This is a genomic window from Actinacidiphila sp. bgisy160, assembly GCF_057707815.1.
This window is the reverse complement of sequence record NZ_JBYIQW010000013.1, coordinates 90,824-116,466: the sequence shown is the minus strand read 5'-3', so window position 1 is coordinate 116,466 and position 25,643 is coordinate 90,824. Positions and strand designations below refer to the sequence as shown.

At 70.5% G+C, this 25,643-nt stretch carries 22 protein-coding genes and 1 pseudogene; 15 read left to right on the top strand and 8 right to left on the bottom strand.

Annotated elements, in window-relative coordinates:
• Positions 1-268: 268 nt before the first annotated feature.
• A complete protein-coding gene (locus AC3EUJ_RS14085) occupies positions 269-4,093 on the bottom strand; it encodes a S8 family serine peptidase (protein WP_431961516.1) in 3,825 nt (1,274 codons plus the stop codon).
• A gap of 340 nt (positions 4,094-4,433) precedes the next feature.
• On the opposite strand from AC3EUJ_RS14085, the gene AC3EUJ_RS14080 reads away from it, so the two are divergent.
• From AC3EUJ_RS14080 to AC3EUJ_RS14065, 4 genes are all read left to right on the top strand, one after another.
• Positions 4,434-5,723, top strand: coding sequence for an MFS transporter (locus AC3EUJ_RS14080; protein WP_431961515.1), 1,290 nt, complete (start codon positions 4,434-4,436; stop codon positions 5,721-5,723).
• Between the two features lie 100 nt (positions 5,724-5,823).
• The gene (locus tag AC3EUJ_RS14075) at positions 5,824-6,264 is read left to right on the top strand and encodes a DUF6174 domain-containing protein (RefSeq protein ID WP_431961514.1); all 441 of its coding nucleotides are present in this window, start codon (positions 5,824-5,826) and stop codon (positions 6,262-6,264) included.
• A gap of 239 nt (positions 6,265-6,503) precedes the next feature.
• Positions 6,504-7,208 carry a VanZ family protein gene (locus tag AC3EUJ_RS14070; protein WP_431961513.1) on the top strand — a complete coding sequence of 235 codons (705 nt, stop codon included), beginning with the start codon at positions 6,504-6,506 and terminating at the stop codon, positions 7,206-7,208.
• Between the two features lie 69 nt (positions 7,209-7,277).
• A complete protein-coding gene (locus AC3EUJ_RS14065) occupies positions 7,278-7,949 on the top strand; it encodes a response regulator transcription factor (RefSeq protein WP_431961512.1) in 672 nt (223 codons plus the stop codon).
• Between the two features lie 267 nt (positions 7,950-8,216).
• Here the strand turns inward: AC3EUJ_RS14065 and AC3EUJ_RS14060 are convergent, their stop codons facing one another.
• Complete coding sequence (locus AC3EUJ_RS14060; protein ID WP_431961511.1) at positions 8,217-10,580, bottom strand: glycoside hydrolase family 95 protein; 2,364 nt, start codon at positions 10,578-10,580, stop codon at positions 8,217-8,219.
• 422 nt (positions 10,581-11,002) lie between these two features.
• On the bottom strand, positions 11,003-11,764 hold the full coding sequence (locus AC3EUJ_RS14055) for an SDR family oxidoreductase (RefSeq protein ID WP_431961510.1): 762 nt from the start codon (positions 11,762-11,764) through the stop codon (positions 11,003-11,005).
• A 188-nt stretch (positions 11,765-11,952) separates the two neighbouring features.
• Here AC3EUJ_RS14055 and AC3EUJ_RS14050 point away from each other — a divergent pair, with 188 nt between their 5' ends.
• On the top strand, positions 11,953-12,810 hold the full coding sequence (locus AC3EUJ_RS14050) for a helix-turn-helix domain-containing protein (RefSeq protein ID WP_431961509.1): 858 nt from the start codon (positions 11,953-11,955) through the stop codon (positions 12,808-12,810).
• 69 nt (positions 12,811-12,879) lie between these two features.
• Here the strand turns inward: AC3EUJ_RS14050 and AC3EUJ_RS14045 are convergent, their stop codons facing one another.
• Positions 12,880-14,085, bottom strand: coding sequence for a hypothetical protein (locus AC3EUJ_RS14045; RefSeq protein ID WP_431961508.1), 1,206 nt, complete (start codon positions 14,083-14,085; stop codon positions 12,880-12,882).
• A gap of 164 nt (positions 14,086-14,249) precedes the next feature.
• Here AC3EUJ_RS14045 and AC3EUJ_RS14040 point away from each other — a divergent pair, with 164 nt between their 5' ends.
• The 4 genes from AC3EUJ_RS14040 (at position 14,250) to AC3EUJ_RS14025 (ending at position 16,481) form a co-directional block, all read left to right on the top strand.
• Complete coding sequence (locus AC3EUJ_RS14040; protein WP_431961507.1) at positions 14,250-14,960, top strand: class I SAM-dependent DNA methyltransferase; 711 nt, start codon at positions 14,250-14,252, stop codon at positions 14,958-14,960.
• 184 nt (positions 14,961-15,144) lie between these two features.
• A complete protein-coding gene (locus AC3EUJ_RS14035; protein ID WP_431961505.1) occupies positions 15,145-15,564 on the top strand; it encodes a CoA-binding protein in 420 nt (139 codons plus the stop codon).
• 260 nt (positions 15,565-15,824) lie between these two features.
• Positions 15,825-16,040, top strand: a complete 216-nt coding sequence (locus AC3EUJ_RS14030) for a hypothetical protein (RefSeq protein ID WP_431961504.1) — start codon at positions 15,825-15,827, stop codon at positions 16,038-16,040.
• Between the two features lie 90 nt (positions 16,041-16,130).
• Positions 16,131-16,481 (top strand): hypothetical protein, encoded by a 351-nt coding sequence (locus AC3EUJ_RS14025; protein ID WP_431961503.1) that lies wholly within the window; start codon positions 16,131-16,133, stop codon positions 16,479-16,481.
• 157 nt (positions 16,482-16,638) lie between these two features.
• Here the strand turns inward: AC3EUJ_RS14025 and AC3EUJ_RS14020 are convergent, their stop codons facing one another.
• Both AC3EUJ_RS14020 and AC3EUJ_RS14015 read right to left on the bottom strand, forming a co-directional pair.
• Positions 16,639-18,102 (bottom strand): dihydrolipoyl dehydrogenase family protein, encoded by a 1,464-nt coding sequence (locus tag AC3EUJ_RS14020; RefSeq protein ID WP_431961502.1) that lies wholly within the window; start codon positions 18,100-18,102, stop codon positions 16,639-16,641.
• A gap of 70 nt (positions 18,103-18,172) precedes the next feature.
• Positions 18,173-18,646 (bottom strand): VOC family protein, encoded by a 474-nt coding sequence (locus tag AC3EUJ_RS14015; protein WP_431961500.1) that lies wholly within the window; start codon positions 18,644-18,646, stop codon positions 18,173-18,175.
• Positions 18,647-18,978: 332 nt separating this feature from the next.
• On the opposite strand from AC3EUJ_RS14015, the gene AC3EUJ_RS14010 reads away from it, so the two are divergent.
• Entirely contained in the window at positions 18,979-19,848 is an 870-nt protein-coding gene (locus tag AC3EUJ_RS14010; protein WP_431961498.1) for a helix-turn-helix transcriptional regulator, read from the top strand.
• A gap of 281 nt (positions 19,849-20,129) precedes the next feature.
• Here the strand turns inward: AC3EUJ_RS14010 and AC3EUJ_RS14005 are convergent, their stop codons facing one another.
• Together AC3EUJ_RS14005 and AC3EUJ_RS14000 are read right to left on the bottom strand one after the other, a co-directional pair.
• Complete coding sequence (locus AC3EUJ_RS14005; RefSeq protein WP_431961497.1) at positions 20,130-20,783, bottom strand: class I SAM-dependent methyltransferase; 654 nt, start codon at positions 20,781-20,783, stop codon at positions 20,130-20,132.
• A 107-nt stretch (positions 20,784-20,890) separates the two neighbouring features.
• Entirely contained in the window at positions 20,891-21,337 is a 447-nt protein-coding gene (locus AC3EUJ_RS14000) for an ATP-binding protein (RefSeq protein ID WP_431961496.1), read from the bottom strand.
• A 270-nt stretch (positions 21,338-21,607) separates the two neighbouring features.
• Here AC3EUJ_RS14000 and AC3EUJ_RS13995 point away from each other — a divergent pair, with 270 nt between their 5' ends.
• The 5 genes and pseudogenes from AC3EUJ_RS13995 to AC3EUJ_RS13975 all read left to right on the top strand — a co-directional run bounded on the left by AC3EUJ_RS13995 (position 21,608) and on the right by AC3EUJ_RS13975 (position 25,639).
• Entirely contained in the window at positions 21,608-22,480 is an 873-nt protein-coding gene (locus AC3EUJ_RS13995; protein WP_431961494.1) for a helix-turn-helix domain-containing protein, read from the top strand.
• Complete coding sequence (locus tag AC3EUJ_RS13990) at positions 22,477-22,728, top strand: DUF397 domain-containing protein (protein ID WP_431961493.1); 252 nt, start codon at positions 22,477-22,479, stop codon at positions 22,726-22,728. Before AC3EUJ_RS13995 ends, AC3EUJ_RS13990 begins: the two co-directional genes overlap by 4 nt.
• 86 nt (positions 22,729-22,814) lie before the next feature.
• A complete protein-coding gene (locus AC3EUJ_RS13985; RefSeq protein ID WP_431961492.1) occupies positions 22,815-23,630 on the top strand; it encodes an SAM-dependent methyltransferase in 816 nt (271 codons plus the stop codon).
• 601 nt (positions 23,631-24,231) lie between these two features.
• Positions 24,232-24,420, top strand: a pseudogene (locus AC3EUJ_RS13980) (response regulator); the annotation flags it as partial.
• A gap of 91 nt (positions 24,421-24,511) precedes the next feature.
• Positions 24,512-25,639 (top strand): sensor histidine kinase, encoded by a 1,128-nt coding sequence (locus AC3EUJ_RS13975; protein WP_431961491.1) that lies wholly within the window; start codon positions 24,512-24,514, stop codon positions 25,637-25,639.
• Positions 25,640-25,643: the final 4 nt, after the last annotated feature.

Genomic DNA, 25,643 nt, shown 5'->3' with positions numbered 1-25,643 from the left:
CGGATCTTCGTCGAGCGTTCACCGAGCGGCACCGGATGTTCCCCTCCCGGCCCGCCCGACGGCCACGTTGGAGCTCTCATGACGGTCGACGCCCTGATCGCCGGCCGATGACCGCGGAGCGGCGTCGTCACCGCGGCGACCGCGCCGTGAGCCGGTCTCATCACGGCACGGGCGACTTCCGGGCGGCGTTGGTCCACGTCCGTACGACCACGGCGGATGCCGGGGGCCGGGCCCCCGGCACCCGCCGTGGTCGTACGGGTGGGCGTGCCTACCCGGCGATCCGGTAGGCGCGTTCCACCGTCTGCCGGACCGTGTTGCCCGCCTTGTCGGTGGCGGTGACGCGCAGGGTCACGTACGCGCCCTCGCGCCGGTCGCCGGGTCGTTCGATGGTGGCGGTGAACCGGTTGTGGCCGCGGTCCTTGATGCGGACCTGCCCGTTCCAGCTCTTGCCGTCGTCGAAGGAGGCCTCGACCTTCAGCTCGACCCCGGTGGGGGCGGCCAGCCCGTCCTGGTTCCTGACGGTCAGGCCGAGGTCGTGCCGCTTCCCGCCGCGGACGGCGTTGTCGAGGTCGGCGGGGACGCCGTAGTCGACCTGGAGCAGCGGCAGCAGCGTTTCCCCGGCCGCGGTGTCCGAACGGAAGGTCCAGGACGTGGAGGTCCTCGTACCGGTCTGCCAGAACTCGGTCTCGCGCTCGGTCGTCAGGTCCAGGCGGTAGTCGGCCGCTCCGGACGGGACGGAGAAGTTCCCCCACGCGCCCGCGGCCTCGCTGACCTTCGTGCCGTCGCGGTAGAGGACTGCCGCCACGGTGTCCCCCTGCGAGTAGGACGGGTCGTCCATCGTGCCGGGCGCTGCGGTCCGCCCGCCGATGCCTCCCCCGAAGGAGGCGACCTGCCTGCGGCCCCAGTGGCCCGCCACCGCGTCGGTGTACTCCGGGATCGCCACGCTGAGGATGTCGCCGTTCCGGACGGCCGGACGGTTCCAGCCGCGCGGGATGGACGGCCGCACCACGGCCTTGTACCACTCCTCGGTCGCCTTCTCGCCCGTCTTGAAGGTGCGCGGGGTGTCACGCAGGCCGGACTGGAGCGCCCCGCCGTAGAACAGGTCGGGACCGGTCATGAAGGCGACGTCGTGCATCCACTGCGTGTCCCCGGAGGTGACGTACTCCGTGCGGGCCTTGCCCGTCGGCGCCCAGCGCGAGGTCTCCCAGGCGACCTCCGTGTACGGGCGCCAGCTGAAGCGCTGCTCGCTGGTCCAGTGCAGCGCGCCGTTGTTGGCGTAGGAGGCCTTCACCCGCGCGGTGTTGCGGTCGGTGACGGTGTACGTCACGTCCTGCGGGATCTGCTGCCGCCAGTTCGCCGTGATGTCGTACAGGTACGGGCTCTCGACCGTCCCGGAGACGTCGATGACGGCCTTGTGCGTCTCCATGTACTGCAGCAGCTTGGCGCCGTCGTCCCCGGTCATCCGGATGACGGGCACGGCGGAACGGGTGTCCATCGGCTTCCAGCTGGTATAGGCGAGGAATCCCCGGGGCAGGACGATCGCGACACCCTTCGCGCCCGCCTTCGCGGCCGTCTCCGCCAGGTCGTACCCGTCCATCGCGTAGTCGTCGCGGATCACCGCGAGCTTGCCCCGCACGGTGGCGGGCCGCAGGTCCGGCTTGTCCCTCGTGCCGGCGTCCACCGCGACGAGCCGCTCACCGTCGGGGTCGAACGGCGCGGACTGCTTGGCGTAGAACGACTCGAGGCCGAAGTCCGCGCCGCGCACCTCGGTCACGAGGTCGGGAGCGGTCATCTCCCAGCGGGAGTTGAACTCGAACTCGCCCTCGGTGACCTTGGACGTGGGATTCACCCACAGGTCGACGTCCCCGCCGCCGTCCTCGTAGTAGACGCCCATGGTCTGCTCGACGCCGTCGATCTTCCGGTACATCTGGTAGGTCAGGTTGTTGCGCCGCTCGGCGGGCTTGGGCGTGCGCACCCGCACCGGCTTGGTCTCGCGCGCGTCCAGGGTGACGGTGGTGTCCTTGGTGACCTTCACCTCGGGGTTGACGACCTGGAACACCCGGACGCCGTCGCCGCCGTCCTCCGCCAGCGTGCCGCCGACCAGGTAGGTGCCCTCCTCGACCTGGGCGACCCCCATGTCGGTGAACTGGACCTCGGTGTCGCCTCCGAAGACGTCGAGCAGCGCCCACGCCATGGGTTCTCCCTCCAGTCCGAGGGAGTCGACGGTCAGCTTGTGCATCGGGGCGCGCACCCACAGGCTGAGCGTGCTGTGGACCGAGACGCCGCCGGCGGACGTCGCCGTGACGTAGCCGTAGTAGGAGCCGCGGCCCGCCTTCGACGGGTCGACGCCGACCGGAACCTCGACGGTCGCACCGGGGGCGATGCGGACGGTGTCCGCACCCAGCGTCAGCGCCTGCGCGGGGAGTTCCTTGCCGCCCTTGGCCGTCAGCGCGGCCCGCAGGCTCAGCGACACCTCGTCGCCGGAGTTGTTGGTGTAGCGGACCACGCCGGCCCGCTGTACCGGGGATCCGCCCCGGTCGAACGGGCCGAGGATGATCGTGGCGGTGGCGGTGACGGGGGAGGTGAAGGCGGCCTTGACGTCCACGCGGCCGCCGCCCTGCTCGGTCGGCACCTGCCCGGACACCGTGTGGGACGTGCTGACCAGCGCGTCCTTGAGCTGCTCACCCGTCCAGCCGGGATGCTGCCCGGCCAGCAGCGCCGCCGCACCCGCCACATGAGGCGTAGCCATCGACGTGCCGCTCGCCGCGACGTAGTGGTCGTCCACCGGGTCGCCCATGGTCGTGCCGGCGGCCCGCGCGGCGACGATCCCGACGCCCGGAGCGGTGATGTCCGGCTTGGCCGCCTTGTCGCCGAAGCGCGGGCCCCGGCTGGAGAAGGAGGCCAGCGAGTCGTCGCGGTCCACGGCGCCGACGGTGAGGGCGGCGTCGGCCGCGCCGGGCGAGCCCACCGTCAGCTCGCCGAGCTCGCCGGCGTTGCCCGCGGCGACGACGAACAGCGCGCCGCTGCTGCGGGAGATCTCGTTCACCGCCAGGCTCATGGGGTCGGTGCCATCGGTCTGCATGTCCGCGCCGAGGCTCATGTTGACCACCTTGGCGCCCTGCGTCGCGGCCCACTCCATGCCCGCGATGACCTGGGACTCGCTGCCGGAACCGCTGTCGCCGAGCACCTTGCCGATCAGCAGGTCGGCGCTGGGCGCGACGCCCTTGCGCAGGCCGCTCGAGGCGGCGCCGCTGCCGGCGACGGTGGCGGCCACATGCGTACCGTGACCGAAGTGGTCCTGGGTCGAACCGCTGTCGCTGAAGTCCTTCGCCTCGCTGACCCGGCCCGCCAGGTCCGGATGTGTCTGGTCGGCGCCGGTGTCCAGGACCGCGACCTTGACGCCCTCGCCGTGGAAACCGGCCGCCCACGCGGCCGGCGCGTTGATCTGCGCGGTGCTGCGGTCCAGCGTCGGACGCACCTTGTGGTCCAGCCAGATCCTCGGCGTCGCCGCCGTCACCTTCGCCATGGACGCATCGGCCGCGGGCACGAGCTGCTTCCAGAACGCGGCAAGATCCTGGTCCGCCACGCGCAGCGCCTGGGCATCGATGCTCGGCAGCTGCCGCGGTCCGGCGTCGTCGGCATGGAACTGGGCGAGTGCGTCCGCCTTCCTGGCCGCAGGCGCCGAACTCCCCGGCGCGGAGACAATCAGCGGCAGGGCGTCGGCGTGCGCCTCGTCGTATCCCTGGGCGACCAAAGAGGTCACGTCGAAGAGACCGGCGTCCAGCCGCCCGGTGCGGACCAGCGTCGCCGCGTCGGAGGGCAGCACCGTCAGGGCGCCGCCCTTCTCGGTGATCTGGAAGACGACCCTGTCACGGCCCGGCGCGTGCTGCACCGAGGCGGTCTTCTTGCCGTTCGGCGCGTCGCTGACGGTGACCCGGTCGCCGGTGATCAGGCGCACGGTGGTCGTACGGTCTTGCGGCGCCGGCGTTCGTGCCGCGGCCCCCGAGGGGGGCTGCGCGGAGGCGGGCACGATCGCACCCGTCGCCACGGTCGCCGACATCGCTATCACCGCCCAGAGGCGGATCCGTCTCATCGGTGTCTGCATCCCTTCTGTCATCCCGGCGTCCGGGCACCGAACCGCCGTGAGCGAAGGCCCATGTACAACTGCGGTTCACAAGCCGTTCGGAATCATCGGAATCATCCGTTGGGCGAACAGACCTTGTCAGCGATCCCGCCTGGCACAACTGGGCCATGTCACAACGACGCCATGCCCGCCCGCACCACCTTCACCGGCATTTGGCCACGTTGGGGCGTTCTGAGCTGCCGGCCGGGACGGTGAGGGCGGCGATCCGTTAATTCAGGTGACTGACAAGACGGCCTTCCATAGCATCGGTCGCTGCCGTTCTGTCCTCTCGTCCCTGGTCGGTCACCGCGTGAAATCCCTGATCCCCGGCGTACTGCGCGATGAACCGCAGTTCGCCCGCCTGTTCATCGGGCAGTCCCTGTCCGTCCTGGGCGACCGTGTGTCGTTCGTGGCAGTGCCCTTCGCCGTGCTCTCGGTGGGCGGGTCCGCGGCCGACATCGGACTGGTGGCCGCCGCGGGACTCGTGCCCATGCTGCTGTTCACCCTGGTGGGCGGCGTGTGGGCGGACCGCTTCCGGCGGCACCGCATCATGCTTCTCTCCGACGTGGTGCGGTTCGTCACGCAGGGTCTCATCGCCGTGCTGCTGCTGACCGGCGCTGCCGAGGTCCGGCATCTCGTCCTGCTGCTGGTCGTGTTCGGCACGGCGGACGCGTTCTTCCTGCCCGCCTCCACCGGGTTGCTGCCACTGGTCGTCACGTCCGGCCGGCTGCGAGAGGCCAATGCCCTGCGGGGTTTCGTTCAGTCGTCCGGACTGGTGCTCGGCCCCGCCGTGGCCGGTGGCCTGATCGCCTTGGCCGGCCCCGGCGGCGCACTGGCTCTGGACGCCCTCACCTTCGCGGTCAGTGCCGCGTTCCTGGCCCGGCTCCGACCCCGCGCCACGGAGACCGGGACCACGCAGGACGCCACCGCGAAGACGTTCCTCGGGGAACTGCGCGCTGGTTGGGACCAGGTGCGCACCAGGACGTGGGTGTGGTCCGGCATGGCGGCCATCGCGGTCTACCACGTCGTCGTGCTGCCGTCGGTGTTCGTGCTGGGACCCGTCCTGGCCGAGGACGAGTGGGGTGGTGCGGCAAGCTGGTCGGTGGTGGTCGCGGCCTTCGGTATCGGCGCCGTCGTCGGAGACGTGTGCGCCTACCGGCTCAGGATCGCGCGCCCCATGGCTGTGGCTGCCGCGGCGCTCGCCGTGGCCTCCTGCCAAGCCGTCATCATCGGCAGCGGCGCGTCCCTCGCCCTGATCGCGATCCTCGAAGCGGTCACCGGCGTTGCCGTCTCCCTCTTCTTCGTCCTGTGGGAGACCACGCTGCAGACACACGTGCCGGAGAGTGCCCTGTCCCGCGTGAGCTCGTACGACTACCTGCTGTCGGAGGGCCTCATGCCGCTCGGTCTGGCACTCGTCGGCCCGGTGTCCGAGACCCTGGGCGTGCGGCCGACCCTGTACGCGATGACGATCATTGCCGTCCCGGCCACCGCCGCGCTGCTGTGCGTGCCGGCGGTACGGCGTCTCCCGGGGACCGCGGGCGTCGCCAGTGGCACCGGTGGCATCCACTCGGCCCCGGAGGCCAACGCCAACGTGCTGTGAACCCGGGCGCCAAGACGCCCCTGAGCCGGTCGATTCCGGTGCGGAACCGGAACACCCGCAGGTGCGTCGGAGTGGTACCCGATCACGGAAGGGCACGCCCATGGCAAGGCTCCGTATCCTCCCCTTCTTCGCGGTATCAGCCCTCGCGCTTCCGGCGGCCGCCTGCGATTCGACTGCCGAGTCCTCGCCCCGCTGGGTCGAGCCGGAGCGCTACTCCTTCACGCTGCTGTCCGAAGGCGGTGAGCGTGGGGGGATCGGCAAGTACCGGATCACCGTGGCGCACGGGAAGGTCGTCGAGGCCGTCGGTCTCGACGCGTCCGCCCGGCGGACCGTCGCGGGCGAGCCGCACAACGTGCCGACCCTTGGAGGTCTCCTCGCCGAGCTTCGACAGGCCCGCGCGGACAACGCCGATGTCGCACAAGCACTGTTCGGTTCCGACGGACACCCCACCGAGATCCACCTGGACTGGGAGACGAACGCCGTCGATGACGAGGCCGACTACCTGATCACCGAGTACCACGTCCTGCGGGCGACTTCGTAGCGCGTCGGGCGCGGCCCGTCACGGTTCCCCCGGTGTCCTCGGTCTCTTCTCGCGAGACGTTCGTGGCTGCCGCAGCCCGGCATCCGCCGGGGTCCATCGCGGGCCCCGGGACTGAGGGCCGCCCGCACGGCACGCGGCGGGCTTCGAGCACGTCCTCTCGGTGCCGGGGATCGCGTGTATCGCGGGCGTATCGAAAATCGCATACGCCACCGCAACGGCCCTCCGTCTGCAATGGGGGCATGAACCACAACGCATCCCTGCCAGCGCCGCCCCGCCGCATCCGCAGGGTGGTGCTCATCGGCCTGGCGGTCCTCGCTCTGGCGAGCGCCGTGTTCGTCGTGCGGCGGCCGCTCATGATGTCCGCTCCGAGGTGCATGGCCGGGCGGTGGCACGGCTGCTTCGACACGTTCAACGGGGTGGTGCTCATGACGTTGGTCGCGCTGCCCTTTGCTTTGCTGGTGGTGGGGGCGCTGGCGCGCCGTCGGCGTGCCGCAGGCGTCACAGCGGCGTGGCGGATGTCGCTGGCCGAGGTGGGCATGGTCCATGGGACCTTGCCGTTCCTGTGGATGACCATGATGCCGGGTGGCGGGGCCGGTGTCGCTCCCCGTCGGGTGAGCCTGGTACCGCTGCGGGACCTGGTCACGATGGGGCCGGGCGGGATCGTCGGCAACCTGCTGGTGTTCGCCGCGCTGGGGTTCTTCGCCCCGATGCGGTTCGCCGCGCCGGCGTCCGTGCCGCGGATCCTGGCGCTCGGGGCGGGCTGTTCGGTCCTGGTCGAGGTCGCGCAGTACGTCCTGTGGCTCGACCGGGTGTCCTCCGTGGACGACGTACTGGTCAACGCCGCCGGCGCCGTGCTGGCCGGGCTGGCGTCGCGCCGCTGGTGGCGCTCCACCGCGGAGGCGCCGTCGGACCGGCCTCGCCCCGCACCGGTACCGGCGGGCTGAGTCGCGTGTCCGGTGTGCGCACCTCTTTTGTATACGTCGGCGATATGCGGTGCTGTCTAGGCTGAGGGCATGCGTGTATTGATCGTGGAGGACGAGCCCTATCTGGCCGAGGCCGTCCGTGACGGTTTGCGGCTCGAGGCGATCGCGGCCGACATCGCCGGCGACGGAGTCACGGCCCTGGAGCTGCTGAGCGTGAACTCCTACGACCTGGCGGTCCTCGACCGTGACATCCCCGGCCCGTCCGGGGACGAGGTCGCCCGGCGCATCGTGGCCTCGGGCAGTGGCATCCCGATCCTCATGCTCACCGCTGCCGACCGGATCGACGACAAGGTCTCCGGGTTCGGGCTCGGCGCCGACGACTACCTCACCAAGCCGTTCGAGTTGCGGGAGCTCGTCCTGCGGCTGAGGGCGCTCGACCGCAGACGCGCGTACGCCCGGCCGCCGGTCCGTGAGATCGCCGGACTGCGGCTGGACCCCTTCCGCCGGGAGGTCTTCCGTGACGGACGCTTCGTCGCGCTCACCCGCAAGCAGTTCGCCGTGCTGGAAGTCCTGGTCGCCGCCGAGGGCGGGGTCGTCAGTGCCGAAGAACTGCTGAAGCGGGCTTGGGACGAGAACGCCAACCCCTTCACCAACGCCGTCCGCATCACCGTCTCCGCACTGCGCAAACGACTCGGCGAACCATGGCTCATCGCAACGGTGCCCGGCGTCGGCTACCGGATCGACACCGGCACTCACGCATAGACCCCCAGGGCTCAGCGCCCGGCTGAGACTCACCCTCAGCTACGGCGGATTCCTCTTCGCCGCCGACGCCCTCGTGCCACCCTGATCACTTCCCGTGGCCGCGCGGCCGCTCCGTCCATGGGCGCCCGCTTCGGCCTCGCCGCGGTCCGGCCGACGTCGCGGGCGGCTCGCATCGCCAGGGCCGGCACGCGTGAGGGGGCCGCGCTCCAGCGTCCTGGAGCGCGGCCCCCTCACGGGTGCCTGACGCGCGAGGCCGCGCGAACGGCGCTAGGAGATGTGTACCGTCACGGACTTGCCGGGCTTGAGGGTCAGCTTCTTGCGGAAGTCGCCCGCGCGCAGCTCGGTTGTCGTCCCGCCGGTGCTGCGGACGGTCGCCTCGGTGACCTTGCCGTTGCGCCAGGCCAGATCCACATCGAAGCCCCCGCGGGCGCCGGCCCCGGTCACCGAGCCCTTGGCCGCCCAGGCACCGGGAAGCGCGGGCAGGAGCTCGATGACGCCCGGCCGGGAGTAGAGGATCATCTCCAGCGCGGCCGCGGCACCGCCCAGGTTCGCGTCGATCTGGAAGATCGTGTAGCTGCCCTGGCTGTACATGTCGAACCAGTTGGCCGCCGTGCCGTTGCTGTTGGTGATCGACGGCCGCAGGATCGTCAGGTAGAGCTGGTAGGCCTTGTCCGCGTCCTTCAACCGGGACCAGCACAGCGACCGCCACGCGCACGCCCAGCCGTAGCTGTCCATGCCGCGGGCGGTGAGCAGTGCGCGGACGCCTTCGAGCAGGGCGGGCGGGCTGGTGTCGGCGGCGATCCGGTCGCCCGGGTAGAAGCCGATCAACGGGGACAGGTGCCGGTGGGTGACCTCGCCGAGGTTGTCCGGGGTCATCCACTCCTCGAGCCAGCCGGTCTTCGGGCTCACCCGGGGCAGGTAGAGCCTGGCCTGCAGCGCGTCCAGCTCGGCGGCCAGGTCGGTGTCCCGGTGGAGCACGCGGGAGGCGATCTTGAACTCTTCGAAGAGCTCCCACGCCAGTTCCTGCCCGTACGTGTTGCCCTTCCCGTCCGGGCCGTGCTCCGGCGACCAGGACGTGTCGTCGATCAGGACCTCGCGCGAGGCCCCGTCCTGGTCGGTGACGGTGGCCGTGATCAGGCGCGCCTGCCAGAACTCTGCCGCGCCCTTCAGGACGGGATAGATCAGTTCCAGGTACTCGCGGTCCTGGCTGTACTCGTAGTGCCGCCACAGGGAGTTGCACAACCAGGCGTTGCCGGAGGGGTGCCAGGCCCAGCCGCTGCCGCCGTGGATGTTGGTGGAGAACGCCACCGCCCAGCCGGCGATCTTCCCGGAGCTGTTGCGGAACCGGTTGCGGTCGTCGTTGTACAGCCGCTTGGTCACGTCGGTCCAGACCGGCAGCTGCGACACGCAGTACCGGGCGAGTGCGTACGAGTTCTCGCCCAGCCCGGCCGGGTCGGCCAGCCAGTAGTTCATCTGGACGTTGATGTCGGTGTGGTAGTCGGCGTACCAGTCCGGGTTGTTGTTGTGCACCCAGATGCCCTGAAGGTTCATCGGCAGCCAGTCGCGGGAGCCGGTGATGGTCAGGTAGCGGCCGTACTGGACGTAGGCGGCCTCCAGCTCCGGGTCCGGCGTCGACGCGTCGGTGTACCTCACGGCTATGCGCGACCAGGAGTCCAGGGACCGCTGCAGGGCCGACGACTCACCCAGATCGATGGTGAACCGGTTGTAGAGCCGGTGGTAGTCGGACACATGGGTCTTCAGCAGCTCGTTGCCGGACACCTTCGCCGCGGCGGTGATCTTGGTGCGGGCCACGGCGAGGGGATCGGTGCCCGGCTCGCGGAAGTCCTTGGCGGCGTCGGGGGAGTAGTCGGTGCCGCCGCAGATCACGATCAGCAGCTCACGGCAGTTGGCGAAGGACAGCTTGTCGCCGTCTACGCTGACCCGGCCCGTGGTGCTGACCGCGGTGACCGCGGCGGCGTAGCGCAGCCCGTTCTTGAGCTTCCCGGCGAACGAGAGCTGTCCGCCTCCGCCCGCGGTGGTCTCCCCGTGGGTGCCGGCCAGCGAGACCGTTCCGGTGTGCGGGCCGCCGGTGAGCCGGACGACGACCACGTCGTCCGGGTGGCTGGCGTAGACCTCGCGGCGGTGGAGGTTGCCCTCGTGCAGGTACGACGCGGAGACCACGCCATTGCTCAGGTCGAGCCGGCGGCGGTACTTGCTCACCGCCTCGCCGGAGTGGCCGGGCAGCGCGATGCGGAGCTTGGCCAGCAGGCCGAAGCTGCCGAAGTCATCAGGGCCGTAGGGGAGTTGACCGTCGTCAGTCAGGGTGTCGTTGCTGCCGCCGGTCCAGAACGCGCCGTCGGTCAGGTAGAGGAAGTCGTCCGCCGGATCGGAGCCGACCAGCGCGCCGAGCCGGCCGTTGCCGACGGGCAGGGCCTCCTGGATGATGCGTGCCTCGTTGGCGGGCGTGCGGTACCAGATCGACGTGGCCTTGCCCTCCGGGACGATGTCCACGCTGGACGGGCGGGCGGGAGCGGCGTGTGCGGCGAACGGATAGAGACCGCCCGACAGGGCGAGACCTCCGCTGGTGGCACCGGCGAGGCGGAGGAAGTCACGGCGGGAAGAAGCGGACACGGCAAGGGTTCCCTTCCGGGGTTGCAGGAGCCCACAAAAAGTATTCATAAATAATCAGCCTGTTTCGCTCGCGTCAACGGCTGATGGCGAATCAACCCGACCTTTGCTCGCGGCGGCGGGCAACTTGCGCCCCTTAGTCCGTGATTTGCCCATCGGTGACCAGGGGTTCGGGATTCTGCGAGGCGAGTAGATCGGATGTCTGTCAGGGTGTGGGCCGGATCCGCTCGACCGGTCATGGCCGCCATGGGCAGGCGCGTTGACGGCAGACTCCGTACCTGACGCCGCGCCCGGAAAGGACCGGGCCACGGCGCAGGTACCTCCCCTCGCCTGAAGAGGCCAATCCGGCGTTGAGTCCCGCTTCCTGCCCCGATCGCTTCCACCGGGCCGACGGGGACCGAAGGGGGCAGGCCGCGGAAGGGGCGTCAGCCTTGGCGGCCGGGGAGCATGGCCAGGGCCTGTGAGCGCTGTGCGACGAGGCCGTCGTAGGTGCCGTCGCGCTCGGCCCAGCGGTGCATGAGGACGCCCTTCACGAGGATCTCGCGGGGGGTGGGGTCCTCCGAGAGCAGGTGCATGACCTCGGTGGCGAAGTCGTCGAGCGGCAGCGCGTGCGGGTTCACCTTCTCCTGGCCCGCTGTGGCGACCGCCGGGGGCACGAGCTCGACGACGCCGACACCGGTGCCGTCGAGCTGCGCGCGCAGCGCCTCGGAGTAGGCGTGCACCGCGGCCTTCGAGGCGGCGTAGCTGGGCATGGGCGGGAACGGCAGGAAGGCGATGCCGGAGGTGACGGTGATCAACGTGCCGGCGCCCCGCCGGATCAGGTGCGGGGTGAAGGCGTCGACGACCCGGACGGTGCCGAGCAGATTGGTGTCGATCGTCGTCTCCGTCGCCGCGAAGTGCGCGGGGTCGCGCAGATCCTCCAGGAGCATGACGCCCGACATCGTGACCACCGTGTCCAGCTCGGGGTACCGGGCCAGCGCATCGTCACGGAAAGACACGACGGAGCAGTTGTCGGTGACGTCGACACCGAACGTGCCGAAGCCCTCTCCGGCGAGTTCCGAGAGCGCCTGCGGGTTGCGGCCGGCAACGGCCACGGTGCTGCCCGCCGCGGCGAACCGGCGGGCCAGCTCCCGCCCGATGCCCGAGGTTCCGCCGACGACGAGGACGGTGCGGTTGGACAGATCCATGGGATCTTCCCTTCAGTACGGGGCGCCGACGGCGTTCAGGCCTGCGGCGCGACAGTGAGGTCGTCCGTCTCTTTCGAAACAGTGCTACCGGAGTCTTGACGACATCCGCCGGGCGTGGCAGGGCCCCCGTCTTCCCTGGTCCTGCCAGGGCCTCCTCTGCAATCCGCGCACGGCATTACGGTGGCGGTATGAAGGATGAGGTATCCGGCAACCGTCTCGGCAGCTATCTGCGTGCCCGGCGTGAGCTGGTCTCCCCGGCGCAGGCGGGACTCCCGTCCGGCGGCAACCGACGCGTGCCCGGCCTGCGCCGGGAGGAAGTCGCCCTGCTCGCCGGCATCAGTCCCGACTACTACCTGCGCCTGGAACGCGGCCGCGACACGAACCCCTCGCAGCAGGTCCTCGAGGCACTCGCGCGCGTCCTGCAGCTCGACGACATCGAGCGGACGTATCTGCTCGGCCTCACGGCGGCACGCCCCAGGGCGCCGCGCCGCAAGCAGCCCGAGCACGTACCGGCGCGGGTGCACGAGCTGCTCGCCCACCTCCAGATCCCCGCCTTCGTCGAAGGGCGCGCGTTCGACGTCCTGGCCTCCAACCCCATGGCCCTGGCGCTCTCCCCCCGCCTGCGGCCCGGCCAGAACCGGCTTCGTTCCCTCCTCCTCGATCCCGAGGAGCAAGCCTTCCACCAGGACTGGACGAAAGCCGCCGCCGATTTCGTCGCCGCCCTTCGCACCACCATCGGGGACGACACGGGCAACCCCCGGTTCGTCGAGCTCGTCGGCGAGCTCGCACTGTCCAGCCAGCGGTTCCGCACCCTCTGGGCCCGCCATGACGTCCGCGGCCTGGACGGAGGCACGACCACGGTGAACCACCCCGTCGTCGGCGAACTCCGCCTCCACCGCGACAAACTCGCCATCGACGACGTCATCCTCGTCGTCTACTACCCCGACAAGAACAGCGACAGCGACGAGAAGCTGCGCCTCCTCTCCGCACTCTCACACACCGAATCCGACGCCCCGGTGGACACCCCGCACCCGAAGGCCACCTGATATGCAGGGGGTTCGACCGGTGCCGTCCTCATCGCCCGCCCGCGATAGCGATGGCACGCGGCAAATTGCCTAGTCCTGCCAGTAGAACAGCAGCGTGTCGACGGTGAGGGCCGCGCGATTGCCGAAGTAGTAGACGCAGAGGTCGGTGACTCGGATCCCGCCGGTCGTCTCGTCGATCCAGCGGAAGCCGGCCGATTCGAGGGCATGACGCGCGGCAAGGTTGCCGACGTCCCCGGTGACGAACCGTCCGAGCGTGCTGACGAAAAGCTCGCTGTCGCCGATCTCGATCACGTGGTAGGTTCCACCGCCCTGCCGGTTGTGCTCGCCGCAGGAGACGGGAGGCTTTGGCGTGAGGCCCGCCGCAGTCAGCGCGGCCGTTGCCCGGGAGAGTTGCTCGTCCTGATCGGGGCGGGTGGGTGGCTCGGTGCACAGGGCCTCGATGCGCCACCGGGGATCACTGTGCCGTTCGCAGCCGCTCGCGTACTCATGCAGGATCGCGCTGCGCAGTTCGTCGTCGAGACCCGTCACCTCGACCCGGGGGCGTCCCAGGGTCTCGTAGACCGCCAGGGTCTCCGCGGTGTCGCTCGTGAGGCGATGCAGCGCGTATGCGGCCCAGAGCTTCGCGTCGGTCGTCGGCGCCTCGGCGAGGTAGCGGCGGAGCCGGTCCGGGTCCGACAACAGCGATTGGGCCAGGTACGCGACGCCGCGATCGGGGTCCGCCAGCGCATCGGTCACGTCATGGCCGGCGCGATGCCGCGCCCGGACGTGGAAGCCACGGTCCTCGGGCCGTGTGTCGCCGAGGTCGGCCAGGACCGTCTCGACCCCGTACCGGGTCACGAGGGCGTCCAGTCCGGCCTCGCCGACCGCCCGCCGATGCCGCCAGGCAGAGGCCGCGAGCGTCGCCAGTTCACGAGCGGCGGATCGGTCGCCGAGCATGCCACGCGCCTTGAGGAGCGCCTCGGGCACACCGTAGGAGCGTTCGTGCTGCCGGTCCTCGTGCCTCAACCAGGGCAGGAGTTCCGCCCGGTCTGTGAGAACGTCCAGCAGCGCGATGCGAACCTGACCCACGTCGCCAGGGTCGCGGACGCGTGCGATCAAATCGGCGACACGGCGCTGCGGCACCCGCCCGGCCAGGGCGAGCACGCAGGCCTTGCGCCGCCACCAGGGGTGTGCCGGGTCGGCCGCGTACCGGGCGAGGTCGTCGGCGTTCACCTCGCGCAGGGCGGCGGCGTCCACCTGACCTGCGTGTGGCACCGACATCTCGATGTTTCGCACGTACGGATGCTACCGGTGCCGAAGGCACGCCCATCCCACAGCAGCAGGCCCTTGCCGGCTTCCGCGGCCCGTGGCCGGGGAGTTGGCGCAGCCGGGCGGCCGTGCCGTCGTGCGATCCGGCACAGCCCTCCGCTGCCCTGACCCAACGGCCCTACTCTGGAGCGGTGTTCTCACCCCATGGGCCCTCGCTGCGCGAGCTGGCCGTCCAGGCCCTGTCCTCTGTCGAGCGGGGCTACGACCTGCTCGCCCCGCGGTTCGACCACACGCCGTTCCGTACCTCCGACCGCGTCCTCGACGCGACCGCAGCCGCCCTGCGCGCGTTCGGCCCCTTCGGCGACGGGCTGGACGTGTGCTGCGGTACGGGAGCGGGCCTGCGCGTGCTGCGACCGTTGTGCGGGGGCCGGGTCGCGGGAGTGGACTTCAGCGCCGGGATGCTCGCCGAGGCGCGCCGTGCCCACCCGGACGCGGAGTGGATACGCGCGGACGCGCGGACACCGCCCTTCGCCGCGGAGTTCGACCTGGCCGTCAGCTTCGGCGCCTTCGGGCACTTCCTGGCCGCCGACCGGCCGGCCCTGTTCGGCGGGGTGCACCGCGCCCTGCGGCCCGGCGGGCTCTTCGCTTTCCCGGTGTTCGCGCCGCCCCGCATCGGCTCCCGGCGGTACTGGGTGCCCGCCGGGTTCGACGCGGCGATGCGGATACGGAACGCGGTCTGGCGGCCGCCGTTCGTCATGTACTACCGCACGTTCCCGCTCCGTGCCGTACGCGCCGGGCTGACCGCGGCGGGCTTCGCCGTGGGGACCGTCGTCTTGCCCGGCTTCGGCCGCCGTCCGGACGGTGCCCCCTGCTCCCGTCTGGTCCTGGCGCGCAAGGTGTGACGACGGGGCCCCTGCCGACGCCGAACGCGTCGGTGCGGTGAGCCTGCGGATGTATTGCATACAGTATTCGAGGCCGGTAGGGTCGTTCCATGCGGCAGACGAAGCCCAAGGCCCCGGCCCTCCCGGTGATCACGCTGTTGGCGGCAAGAGGCGCGGAACTGACCCGCCCGCGGCGGTGCCGGGCATGACGACTTACGGCGATGACGCGACGATACGGCGGATACTCACCACCGCCGGAGACACGTGGGCCGTGGTGGGCCTGTCCGACAACCCCGAACGGGCCGCGTACCGCGTGGCCGAGAAGCTGCGGCGCATCGGCAAGAAAGTGGTGCCCGTGCACCCGAAGGCCGAGACGGTCCACGGTGAGCAGGGCTACGCGTCCCTGGCGGAGATCCCTTTCGCGGTGGATGTGGTGGACGTGTTCGTGAACTCCGCCCTCGCCGGAGCCATCGCCGACCGGGCCGTGGCGATCGGTGCCAAGGCGGTCTGGTTCCAGCTGGGCGTCGTTGACGAGGCCGCCTACGCCAGGACGCGGGACGCCGGCCTGTTGATGGTGATGGACCGCTCCCCAGGACGGGAGATACCCCGTCTGGGGCTGGCCTGACGTTTCCCGGCAGCCACCGCGCCAGGGCCGGGACGGGCAGCAGCAGTGACAGGTACCGCCACCCGTCGCCCCGCCGGTGGCACGAGCCGTCGGCGTCGGTCTCGGTTGGCGGGGGCCCGGCTCCACGGTCGGGTTGTCGGAGACGTGCAGTTGATTCGGCAGTTCGGGTCGCGATGCGTGGCGGCTCGATAGATTGGGGGTCTGCTGTTGGGGCGGGCTGCCGGATGTGGGATCCGGCGGGGTTGAGGAGTCTTTTGGCCATGGAGGAGTCCGGGTTCACGGAGCGCTGGCTGGAGACCGGCTCGGGGCCCGGTGCCGTCGTCCGGGCCCGCGTGACCCAGGTGAACCAGGCGGTCCAGGCGGCCTACCGCGCATGGCTCGACCACGCCACCTCGTGCCCCACGTGCCGGGAGGGATCCGCCCGCGACTGCAGCGTCGCGCGGCCGCTCTGGGACGCGTACCAGGCGGCTCAGTAGGCGGCCCGGCGACCCTTCGCCCGGCAGCACCGGCTCCGATTCCTGCAGCGCCCGGTGTCCTCCGGGCACGTGCTCGGGAAGATGATGTCCATGTTCCACGAGGCACTGACCGCGGAACCGGCCTGGGACGCCGGTGTCGTCGCCGACGTGCTGTCCCGCGCACAACGCCGAATGGCCGCCCTGACCTCCGCCGACCTGGTCGACTGGGCCTGCACCCGCCTGGAGTCACCCACCCGCACCCTCGACGCCGACCGCCTGAGCCATGCCGCCCTCGCCCTGGCCCACCGCACCGCGGGCACGCCGGATGAGGACCTCGTCCCCGACCCGTCGACCCCCGACGTCCGCCGGCGACATCGCCTGCCGGCGACCGGCGAAGGGTACCGGCGGCCCGTGTTCCCCGGCGCGGCGGTGCGGGGAGCGTTCGTCTTCTACGGCGCGTGACCCGGCGTACCGCACGGCTCGCTTCCGGGGCGAGTCAGGTCCACGGTGCGGGCCGGGCGACGAGTACGGAAACACCAGTGGGGGCCGCGGGCTTCGCAACCACGCGGCCCCCACGGCGCCACCAGCAGGCCGAACCGGCCCTGCGGTCGGGGCGTCCTCAGCCGCGGTGGGTCTCCAGCAGCCGCAGCCAGACTTCACCGAGAGTGGGGAAGGCGGGGACGGCGTGCCAGAGCCGGCCGATGGGGATCTCGCCGGCGACCGCGAGGGTGGCCGAGTGCACCAGTTCCCCGACGCCGGGGCCGGCGAAGGTGACGCCCACCACGGTGTCGCGGTCGGTGTCGACGAGCATGCGGGCCCGGCCGCGGTAGCCCTCGCCGTACTGGTGCGCGCCGGCGACGCGGGCGAGGTCGTAGTCGACGACCTCGACGCGGCGCCCGCTCCGCTCGGCCTCGCGGCTGGTCAGGCCGACGGAGGCGACCTCTGGGGTGGTGAAGACGACCTGGGGGACGGCCGCGTGGTCGGCGGTGGCGACATGCGCCCCCCAGGGGGCGTCGTCGATGTCTTCTCCCTTGGCGCGGGCGCCGATGACGGCGCCGGCGATGCGGGCCTGGTACTTGCCCTGATGCGTCATCAGGGCGCGGCGGTTGACGTCGCCGACGGCGTAGAGCCAGCCGCCGTCGACGCCGGTGACACGGAAGGTGTCGTCGACGGTCAGCCAGTCGCCGGGGGTGAGACCGACGGTCTCCAGGCCGACGTCGCGGGTCTGCGGGGCGCGGCCGGTCGCCAGCAGGATCTCGTCCGCCGCCAGTTGCCCGCCGTCGGAGAGAGCGATCCGCACCTCGCCGTCCTCGCGGGCCAGGGAAGTGACGGTGGTGTTGAAGCGGATGTCCACTCCGGTTTCGCGTAGTCCGTCGGTGACCAGTTCGCCGGCGAACGGTTCCATCCGTTCGAGGAGTCCGTTCTCGAGGACGAGCATCGTGACCTGGGAGCCGAGGGCCTGCCAGGCGGTGGCCATCTCGACGGCGACCACACCGCCGCCGACGACGGCGAGGCGGCCGGGCACCTTGCCGGCGCTGGTGGCCTCTCGGCTGGTCCAGGGGCGGACGGCGTCGAGTCCGGGGATGGGCGGCAGGGCGGCGCGGGTGCCGGTCGAGACGGCGACGGCGTGCCGGGCGGTCAGGGCGATGGTGTCGCCCTCGGCGCTGCGCACGGCCACCTGCTTGGGGCCGGTGAGGCGGCCGTGGCCGCGTATGAGGTCGACGGACACCGAGTTCAGCCAGTCGACCTGGTCCTCGTCCTTCCAGTACGAGGACATCTTGTCTCGGTGCGCGAGGACCGCCTCGACGTCCAGCGGGCCGGCCACCGCCGGGTTCAGCCCGGGTATGCGGCTCGCGTCGGCCCGTGCCACCACCGGCCGCAGCAGCGCCTTGCTCGGGTCGCAGGCCCAGAACGAGCACTCGCCGCCGAGGAGTTCGCGCTCCACGATCACGGTGCTGAGCCCTGCGGCGCGGGCGCGGTCGGCCACGTTCTCGCCGACCGGCCCCCCGCCGATGACGATCACGTCATAGGTGGTGGTTGTCTCGTTCGTCACTGCTGCCTTCCTCACTGTTTCGTTCCTCATCGCTTCCCTGACTCGGCCGGACACTCCGGCGGTGTCGCCCCTTCGCGGCCTGCGGACGGCGGCTTGCGGGTCAGCGGCCGGGGAGGCGCTGCGAGACCTCCTGGAGCACCCAGCCGTTGCCGTCCGGGTCGCTGAAGGTGAGGAAGGAGCCGTAGGAAGCCCGCTCGGGGTGCAGGCCGGCCAGCCGCTCCTGTCCGGGGCCATGGTGGGTGACGTCCCCGCCCTCGTGGCCGTGGTAGAGGCGGCCGTTCGCGTCGTGGAAGATCTCGCTGACCTCGATGCCGCGACCGGTGAGCTCCGCGTGGGCCTGCTCGATGTCGGAGACGATCAGGTACAGGCCCTGGACCGAGCCGGGTGCGATGGGTGTCATCCCCTGGCCGAAGATGATCGAACACTCGGAGCCGGGCGGCGTGAAGTGGACGACCCGGAAGTCCTCGTTGGCCGTGTAGTCGACGTCCAGGCGGAATCCGGCCTTCTCGTAGAAGGCCTTGGCCCGGTCGATGTCGGAGACGGGCAGCACGATCATTTCGAGTTTCAGATCCATGGGGATTTCCTTGCTTCTTGACGTCGGTGTGCCATTCCAGAGAAACAGCCGGGAGGGCGCCCGGGAGCGGTCCAGCAGGCCTGGCTCGGCCAGGGCCCACTGGTCCAGGTACTGGCAGGTCCCCCCAGCCCCATCGCTGAGCGCCGGTGGCCGGTGTGGGCGGCTGGTGGCAGCGATAGGCTCATGGAGGCGCTGCGGAATTCGGCGTTTCTTGGCCGCCGGGATTATCGAAAAGCGTCCACCCGTCCACTTCGGCCGCTTGTTCATGGGGGGCTTTTCATTGCATCGGGCGTCGTTTGCCGGGATGCCGCGCCGCGGACTAACCTCGAAATATGGTCAAGGCATCGTCCGCTTCGGGTGACAACAAGGAACTGAGCGATTTTCTGCGCTCGCGGCGCGCCCGGGTGGCTCCCGAGCAGGCCGGGGTCACGCCGGGAGCAAGTCGCCGCGTTCCGGGACTGCGCCGCGAGGAGGTGGCCCTCTCGGCCGGACTGAGCGCGGACTACTACATCCGATTGGAACGAGGACGGGTGGCCAATGCCTCCGAAGCGGTGCTGGAGGCCGTCGCGCGCGCTCTGCGACTGGACGATGTCGAGCGAGCGCATCTGTTCGCCCTGGCCAGGCCGAAGTCCGCGGCCAGAGCGAGCAGGCCTGTCCATCCGCGGCGAGTGCGTTCGGGGGCGTACGCACTGCTGGAGGTTCTTCGGGACACCCCTGCCATGATCCTGGACGGCCGCATGGACGTCCTTGCCCTCAACGCGATGGCGCGCGAGCTATTCGTGGCCGATTTCGAGGCCATGCCGGCGCGCGAGCGTAATTTGGCGCGATTTGTGTTTCTCGACCCTGTGGCGCGTGAACTGTTCATCGACTGGGACATGGCCGCCCGCATGGTCGTCACGGGTTTGCACCTGTATGCGGGTCGACATCCGAACGACCGGCAACTGACCGAGCTGGTCGATCAGCTGTCTGCGGCCGACGCGGACTTCAGCCGGTGGTGGGACGCGCACGACGTGGAGGAGTTTTCCCACGGCACCCGACGTTATCGGCATCCCTTGCTCGGCGAAATCACCCTGAACTACGAGACTCTTGTATTTCCAGGCGACCCGGACCAGTGGTTGTTCGTGAGCACAGCCGAACCCGGTTCGCGGTCCTCCGCGGCCCTGCGCGCCCTCGCCGGCCGGATCGGCAACCCCGACACCTAGAGCGCGCGGCGGGATGGCGCAACCGGTCAGGTCCAACGGCTGACCAGGAGGGGGAGAAGCCGCGGCGGATCGTGCGTCAGGGCAGTGCGGACCCTCGCGCTGCATCATCACGTGACTGGCGCGGCCGGAACGCACGCCATCCAGGCGTCCTGGCCGCGCAGCGCCGGGAACGCGCCCGTGTCCGAGCGATAAGGGCATGCGCTGGGGCGGCCGCCCGCTCAGACCCGCGGCCTGAGCCGCCGTCGGAGGCGCGGGCGGCCTCACCCCGGGAACGAGCCCCGTCAGGGCGTTTCGGGCTTGCGGGCCAGGAGGCAGGCGTGCGGTCTGTTCACGCGTCCGCCGGGCTCCTGTTCCAGTCTCGCCGTGACGACGAATCCGGCCTGCCCCAGCAGGCCGACCATACGGTCCAGTGGCAGGAGGTAGGACTCGTAGGACACCGGACGGCCATAGCCGTGGGTCGGCTGCAGCCGTTCATTGCCGACATAGTCTCCCCACAGCAGGTAGCCGCCGGGCGCGAGCGTGCGGTGGAACTCGGCGAACACATCCGGCAGCCACCGCGGGGGCGTGTGATGTGTGGAGTACCAGGCCAGGATGCCGCCGAGCTCGTCGTCCCTCGTCTCCAGCGCGGTCATCGAGCCCTCGGTGAACCGCAGGTCCGGATAGGCACGCCGGGCCAGTCCGATCATCTTCGGCGACAGGTCGACGCCGAAGGCGGACACTCCCAGCCCGGCCAGGTGCGCCGTCACGCGGCCGGGGCCGCATCCCAGGTCCGCGACCGGCCCCAGAGCGGCCGTTCGCACCAGTTCGGCAAACCCCGCCAGCATCGCGCGTGACAACGGGTCCATCGCGGCGGGAGGAGGGACGCGTTCGACGTAATCGGCGGCGACCGTGTCGTACGACTCGCGCACCGCGGTCAGAAACAAGGGCTCAGCCATGCGGGCGACCCTAGACCAGGCAACTGACCGGTCGCGTCGCGCCCGGTGTTGCGCGAGAGGTGGCCGACCGGGCCATCGGCGGTCGGCGGCGTGGTGCGTCCGCGAGCTCAGCGAAAGGCGAGCAAGGTGGCCCACACCGCGTTGCCCCCGGTGCGCGTGGAGCGGGCGACTCCCCACTTGTCCGCGAGCTGCCGTACGAGCAGGAGGCCTCGGCCGTTCTCGTCCTCGGGGCCCGGGGGGCGCGGGGGCAGATTGATCTGCCTACGGTCGTGGTCGTGTACCTCGATATGCAGGCGCTGGTCCATGCCGAGCATGACGCCGCACAGGATCCGCGTGCTGAGCGCGTGAACGACGGCGTTGGTGGCCAGCTCGGAGAGGATCAGTATGGCGTCGGCGCGCGGCTCGCCGGATACCCCCCACCGGGTAAGGCGTTCGGTCATCGCGTGACGGGCGGCCTGGACACTGGTCCGCTCCGCCGGAAGATCCAGCCAGTGGCCCCTGTGTGGGGGCGAGGTGTCCAGGGACCGGGCGGAGGGGGTCGTGTGGGGGGCCACGAGGGTCGCCTTCCATGGGAGACGTGCACGGTGAAGGTGGTGTGGCGGACTCGCGACCCCCGATCGCCAGGGCACGCCAACTCAACGAACCCGGCTCCCGTTGGGCCACACCCGCTGCTCGGCCTGGATCGCTCGGGAAGTAACTATGCTCGTAGGCGTGTTCATGTCGCAACCGGCCGCCTGATAATTTCAGGATGACTCGCTCCGTCTGGCGTACGCAGCAAGTCACTGTCATCATCGCTCTGATGACTGCTCGTCAGGAGGTAGGCCGTGAGCGAGGCACGCCCGGGCGCCGGCACCAGCGCACCCACCGTTCTCCGCATGATCCTGGGCAAGCGGCTCCAGGAACTGCGGCGCGGCGCGGGGGTTTCGCTGGAGGACGCCGCCAAGGCCCTGCGTGTGAAGCCCTTGACCATCCGCCGGCTGGAAAAGGCAGAGGTCGGCCTGAGGATCCTCTACGTCGAGAAGCTGCTGGAGACCTACGGGGCCCGGCGGGGTGAGATCGACGAGTTCATCGCCATGGCCGAGCGGGCCAACGAACCCGGGTGGTGGCATGCGTACCGCGACGTACTGCCGTCCTGGTTCACCGCCTATGTGAGCCTGGAGACCGGCGCCAAGACCCTGCGCACCTACGAACCGCACTACGTCACGGGGCTGCTGCAGACGCACGGATACGCGCGTGCGCTCCTGCGCGCCGGCTTCCCTCACGACAGTGAGGACGACCTGGAACGACGCGTCCATCTGCGACTGCGCCGGCAGAGCCTGCTGGAACGGCCCGACGCACCCACGCTGTGGGTGGTGATGGAGGAGGCCGTCCTGCACCGCGCCGTCGGCGGCCCGGCAGTGATGCGCGAGCAGATCGACCGGCTCCTTGAGGCGTCGGACCTGCCCCACGTCAGCCTCGACATCGTTCCGTTCGCCACCGGCGCCCACGTCGGGGCGTGCGCCCCCTTCACCTACTTCCGCTTCGAGGAACCGGAGCTTCCCGACATCGTCTACAGCGAGATCCTGTCCGCCTCCATGTACCTCGATCAACGCTCCGATGTCGCAGCTCACCTCGAGGCGCACAACCGGATGTCCCTGCTGACCTCCTCCGCGGACAGCAAGGCCCTCCTGAACCGCATGCGCAAGGAGTACTCATGACCACCAGCGACGCCCCCGTCTACAACGGGATGCCCGCGACGGACCTCGGCGACCAGGGCTGGGAATGCCCCTGGAGCGGTCCCAACGGCGGGCAGTGCGTGGAGACCAAGCAACTTCCCGACGGCCGCGTGGCGCTGCGCCAGTCGACGGATCCGGCCGGTCCCGCGCTGATCTACACGCCGGAAGAGATCACCGCGTTCATCGCGGGTGTCAAGAGGGGCCTCGCCGATCACCTGACGGCGGGCTGAACCACGTCACGAGCGGGAAGGATCCGAGCCGGCCCCCGGCGGCGACCTGCCCGGCACCACAACGCACACCACGACAAGGGGACAGGATGAGCAACTCCCACGCCGCGCGGGACATCGACACCAGCAGGCCGCATTCCGCCCGCATGTACGACTACTACCTGGGCGGAAAGGACCACTTCGACGTCGACAAGCAGGCGGCGGAGACCGTGGCGTCCGTCTACCCCGGCATCTTCACGTGTGCACGGGAGAACCGGGCCTTCATGCACCGGGCGACCCGGGTCCTCGCGCAGGAACACGGCATCCGCCAGTGGCTCGACATCGGCACCGGCATCCCCACCGAACCGAACCTGCACCAGGTGGCCCAGGCCGTCGTTCCCGAGGCCAGGGTGGTGTACGCGGACAACGACCCGCTTGTCCTGAAGTACGCCGAACGCCTGATGCGCAGCATGCCGCAAGGGCGCACCACTTACATTGAGGCGGACATCAACGAGCCGGCCGCGCTCCTGGAGGCCCCCGAACTGTCCGAGGTCCTGGACCTGAGCCGGCCCGTGGCCCTGTCCATGAACGCGCTCATGCACTTCGTCACCGACGCCCAGGACCCCTACGGAATCGTGGCGCGCCTGCTGGACGCCCTGCCTTCGGGAAGCGCCCTGGCGCTCAGCCACTGCACACCCGACTTCGACCCGCCCACCTGGGAGAAGGTCACCGCCATCTACACCAATGCGGGAACCCCGGTGCAGTTCCGTTCCCAGAAGGACGTCGCCCGCTTCTTCACCGGACTCGACCTCCTCGACCCCGGCATCACCGTGGGCCACCGCTGGCGGCCCGATGCTGACAACGCCGGCACCGCGGCCACGGACGCCGAGGTCAGCCTCTGGACCGGAGTCGGCATCAAGCCGTAGGCCGGGCCCCTCTTGGTGGGCGCGTGAGCCACCCTGGACGGGCCCATCGCGCCCACCACCCACCGGACGCATCCGCCACGATCACATCGCACTTCGTAATGGCAGCCGACCGGCCGCGAAGGGGCATGAGGTGACCTTGCCAGTCCACGGGACGGTTGAGCGGATCCGCGCCCATTCCCGCCGCCGTCGCGAGCCTGGAGGAGCACGAGCCCGCGGCAAGCCGGGACCGGGCGACCGAGAAGAACTTCCGCCCGGGCCGCCTCAGCGAGCGCCGACCGGTCGCACCCGGCGAGCGTGCCGTCCACCGGTACGTGCTCCGGGCGCGGCCGCCGCTGCCCCGTGCCGAGTCGGGGCGCAAGCGCCTGGACCGCACCGACTGTCGCGCCGATGACGGCAAGGGCGGCGATCGTTCGAGTACGGCAGGACATGCGGACCGAGCGGGCCGATGTACGAGCGGTGACGGGTCCACGGCGGTTCACGCCCCGAAGTCAAAGAAAGCGGTGTTGCGGGTACGCGGGGCCTGAGGCCCGCGCCCTGGAGCGCGGGTGCGTAGGCGGTTTTCGATATGCCCACGATATGTGGCGGCTCGTAGCCTCGAACCATGCGAGTGCTGATCGTCGAGGACGAGCCGTATAGGGCGAAGGCCATCCGTGACGGGCTGCGCCTCGAAGTAATCGCGGCGGATATCGAGGGCGACGGCGACACCGCTCTGGAGCTGCTGAGCGTCAGCGCGTACGACAGCGCCGTCCTGGACCGGGACATCTCCGGACCCAGCGGGGGCGCGGTCTCGGCGCTGCGCAGGCGGCTGGACGGGCCCTGGTTGATCACCGCCGTGCCCGGTGCCGGGTACCGCATCGACATCCAGCCCGGAGGAGGCGACTGTGGATAGGCAGCCCGGGTTCAGTGTCCGGATCAAGCTCACCCTCAGCTATGCGGGCTTCCTCATGGTGGCGGGCACTCTGCTGCTCGCGGCGGTCTGGATGTTCCTCCTGGCGTACGTCCCCGAGCGCGCGATGCTCACGAACCAGGACCCCGGCGCCCTCAGCGGTGTCTTCCCTATCCGATCCCGCCTCCTGCACGAGTTCGCCCCCAAGGCGGCGTCGGTCATGGTGTTCCTGCTGTTCTTCGGCCTCGTCGGAGGCTGGTTGCTCGCCGGCCGGATGCTCGCCCCCCTGACCCGCATCACGGATGCCACCCGCCTGGCCACGAAGGGCTCGCTGTCCCACCGGATCAGGCTGCCGGGACGCAAGGACGAGTTCCGTGAACTCGCCGACGCCTTCGACACGATGCTCGGTCGGCTCGGGGCGCACCTCGAGGAGCAGCGGAGATTCGCGGCCAACGCCTCCCACGAGCTGCGTACGCCGCTGGCCATCTCCCAGGCGCTCCTCGACGTGGCGCGCAACGATCCGACGCAGGATCTCAGCGAGCTTCTCGACCGACTGCACACCGTCAACACCCGGGCCATCGACCTCACAGAGGCGCTCCTCGTGCTCAGCCGGGCCGAACAGCGGTCCTTCACCCGGGAGCCGGTCGATCTGTCGCTTCTCGTGGACGAGGCCGCCGAGACGCTGCTCCCGCTCGCCGAGAAGCGCGGTGTCGCCCTGGAGACCTCCGGTGACATCGCCACGGGCTTCGGTTCGCCGGCGCTGCTGCTGCAGCTGACGACGAACCTCGTGCACAACGCGATCGTCCACAACCTGCCCGACAAGGGCTCCGTGCGGGTCGAGACCGGCGTGGGCGTCGAGAGCGTGCTGCTCACGGTCGAGAACACCGGCGAGAAGCTCCCTCCGCAGGTGGTCGCGACGCTCACCGAACCGTTCCAACGCGCCACCGAGCGCACGCACAGCGACCACTCGGGGGTCGGCCTCGGGCTCGCCATCGTCAAGCGGATCACCGAGGTGCACGACGGCACCCTCACCATCATCCCGCGCCCGGACGGCGGGCTCCGTATCGCCGTGGAACTGCCCGCAGCACTGGCCCATCTCATCGACAGGACGTCTGATCAGTGAGCCA

Bases quoted from the DNA above. Each gene is read 5' to 3' on its own strand.
- AC3EUJ_RS14035 (WP_431961505.1), top strand. From the start codon at position 15,145: ATGACGACTTACGGCGATGACGCGACGATACGGCGGATACTCACCACC.
- AC3EUJ_RS14025 (WP_431961503.1), top strand. From the start codon at position 16,131: ATGTTCCACGAGGCACTGACCGCGGAACCGGCCTGGGACGCCGGTGTC.
- AC3EUJ_RS14065 (WP_431961512.1), top strand. From the start codon at position 7,278: ATGCGTGTATTGATCGTGGAGGACGAGCCCTATCTGGCCGAGGCCGTC.
- AC3EUJ_RS14005 (WP_431961497.1), bottom strand. From the start codon at position 20,783: ATGGCTGAGCCCTTGTTTCTGACCGCGGTGCGCGAGTCGTACGACACG.
- AC3EUJ_RS14055 (WP_431961510.1), bottom strand. From the start codon at position 11,764: ATGGATCTGTCCAACCGCACCGTCCTCGTCGTCGGCGGAACCTCGGGC.
- AC3EUJ_RS13990 (WP_431961493.1), top strand. From the start codon at position 22,477: ATGACCACCAGCGACGCCCCCGTCTACAACGGGATGCCCGCGACGGAC.
- AC3EUJ_RS14085 (WP_431961516.1), bottom strand. From the start codon at position 4,093: ATGAGACGGATCCGCCTCTGGGCGGTGATAGCGATGTCGGCGACCGTG.
- AC3EUJ_RS14015 (WP_431961500.1), bottom strand. From the start codon at position 18,646: ATGGATCTGAAACTCGAAATGATCGTGCTGCCCGTCTCCGACATCGAC.
- AC3EUJ_RS13985 (WP_431961492.1), top strand. From the start codon at position 22,815: ATGAGCAACTCCCACGCCGCGCGGGACATCGACACCAGCAGGCCGCAT.
- AC3EUJ_RS14030 (WP_431961504.1), top strand. From the start codon at position 15,825: ATGGAGGAGTCCGGGTTCACGGAGCGCTGGCTGGAGACCGGCTCGGGG.
- AC3EUJ_RS14075 (WP_431961514.1), top strand. From the start codon at position 5,824: ATGGCAAGGCTCCGTATCCTCCCCTTCTTCGCGGTATCAGCCCTCGCG.
- AC3EUJ_RS14020 (WP_431961502.1), bottom strand. From the start codon at position 18,102: ATGAGGAACGAAACAGTGAGGAAGGCAGCAGTGACGAACGAGACAACC.
- AC3EUJ_RS14010 (WP_431961498.1), top strand. From the start codon at position 18,979: ATGGTCAAGGCATCGTCCGCTTCGGGTGACAACAAGGAACTGAGCGAT.
- AC3EUJ_RS14070 (WP_431961513.1), top strand. From the start codon at position 6,504: ATGAACCACAACGCATCCCTGCCAGCGCCGCCCCGCCGCATCCGCAGG.
- AC3EUJ_RS14050 (WP_431961509.1), top strand. From the start codon at position 11,953: ATGAAGGATGAGGTATCCGGCAACCGTCTCGGCAGCTATCTGCGTGCC.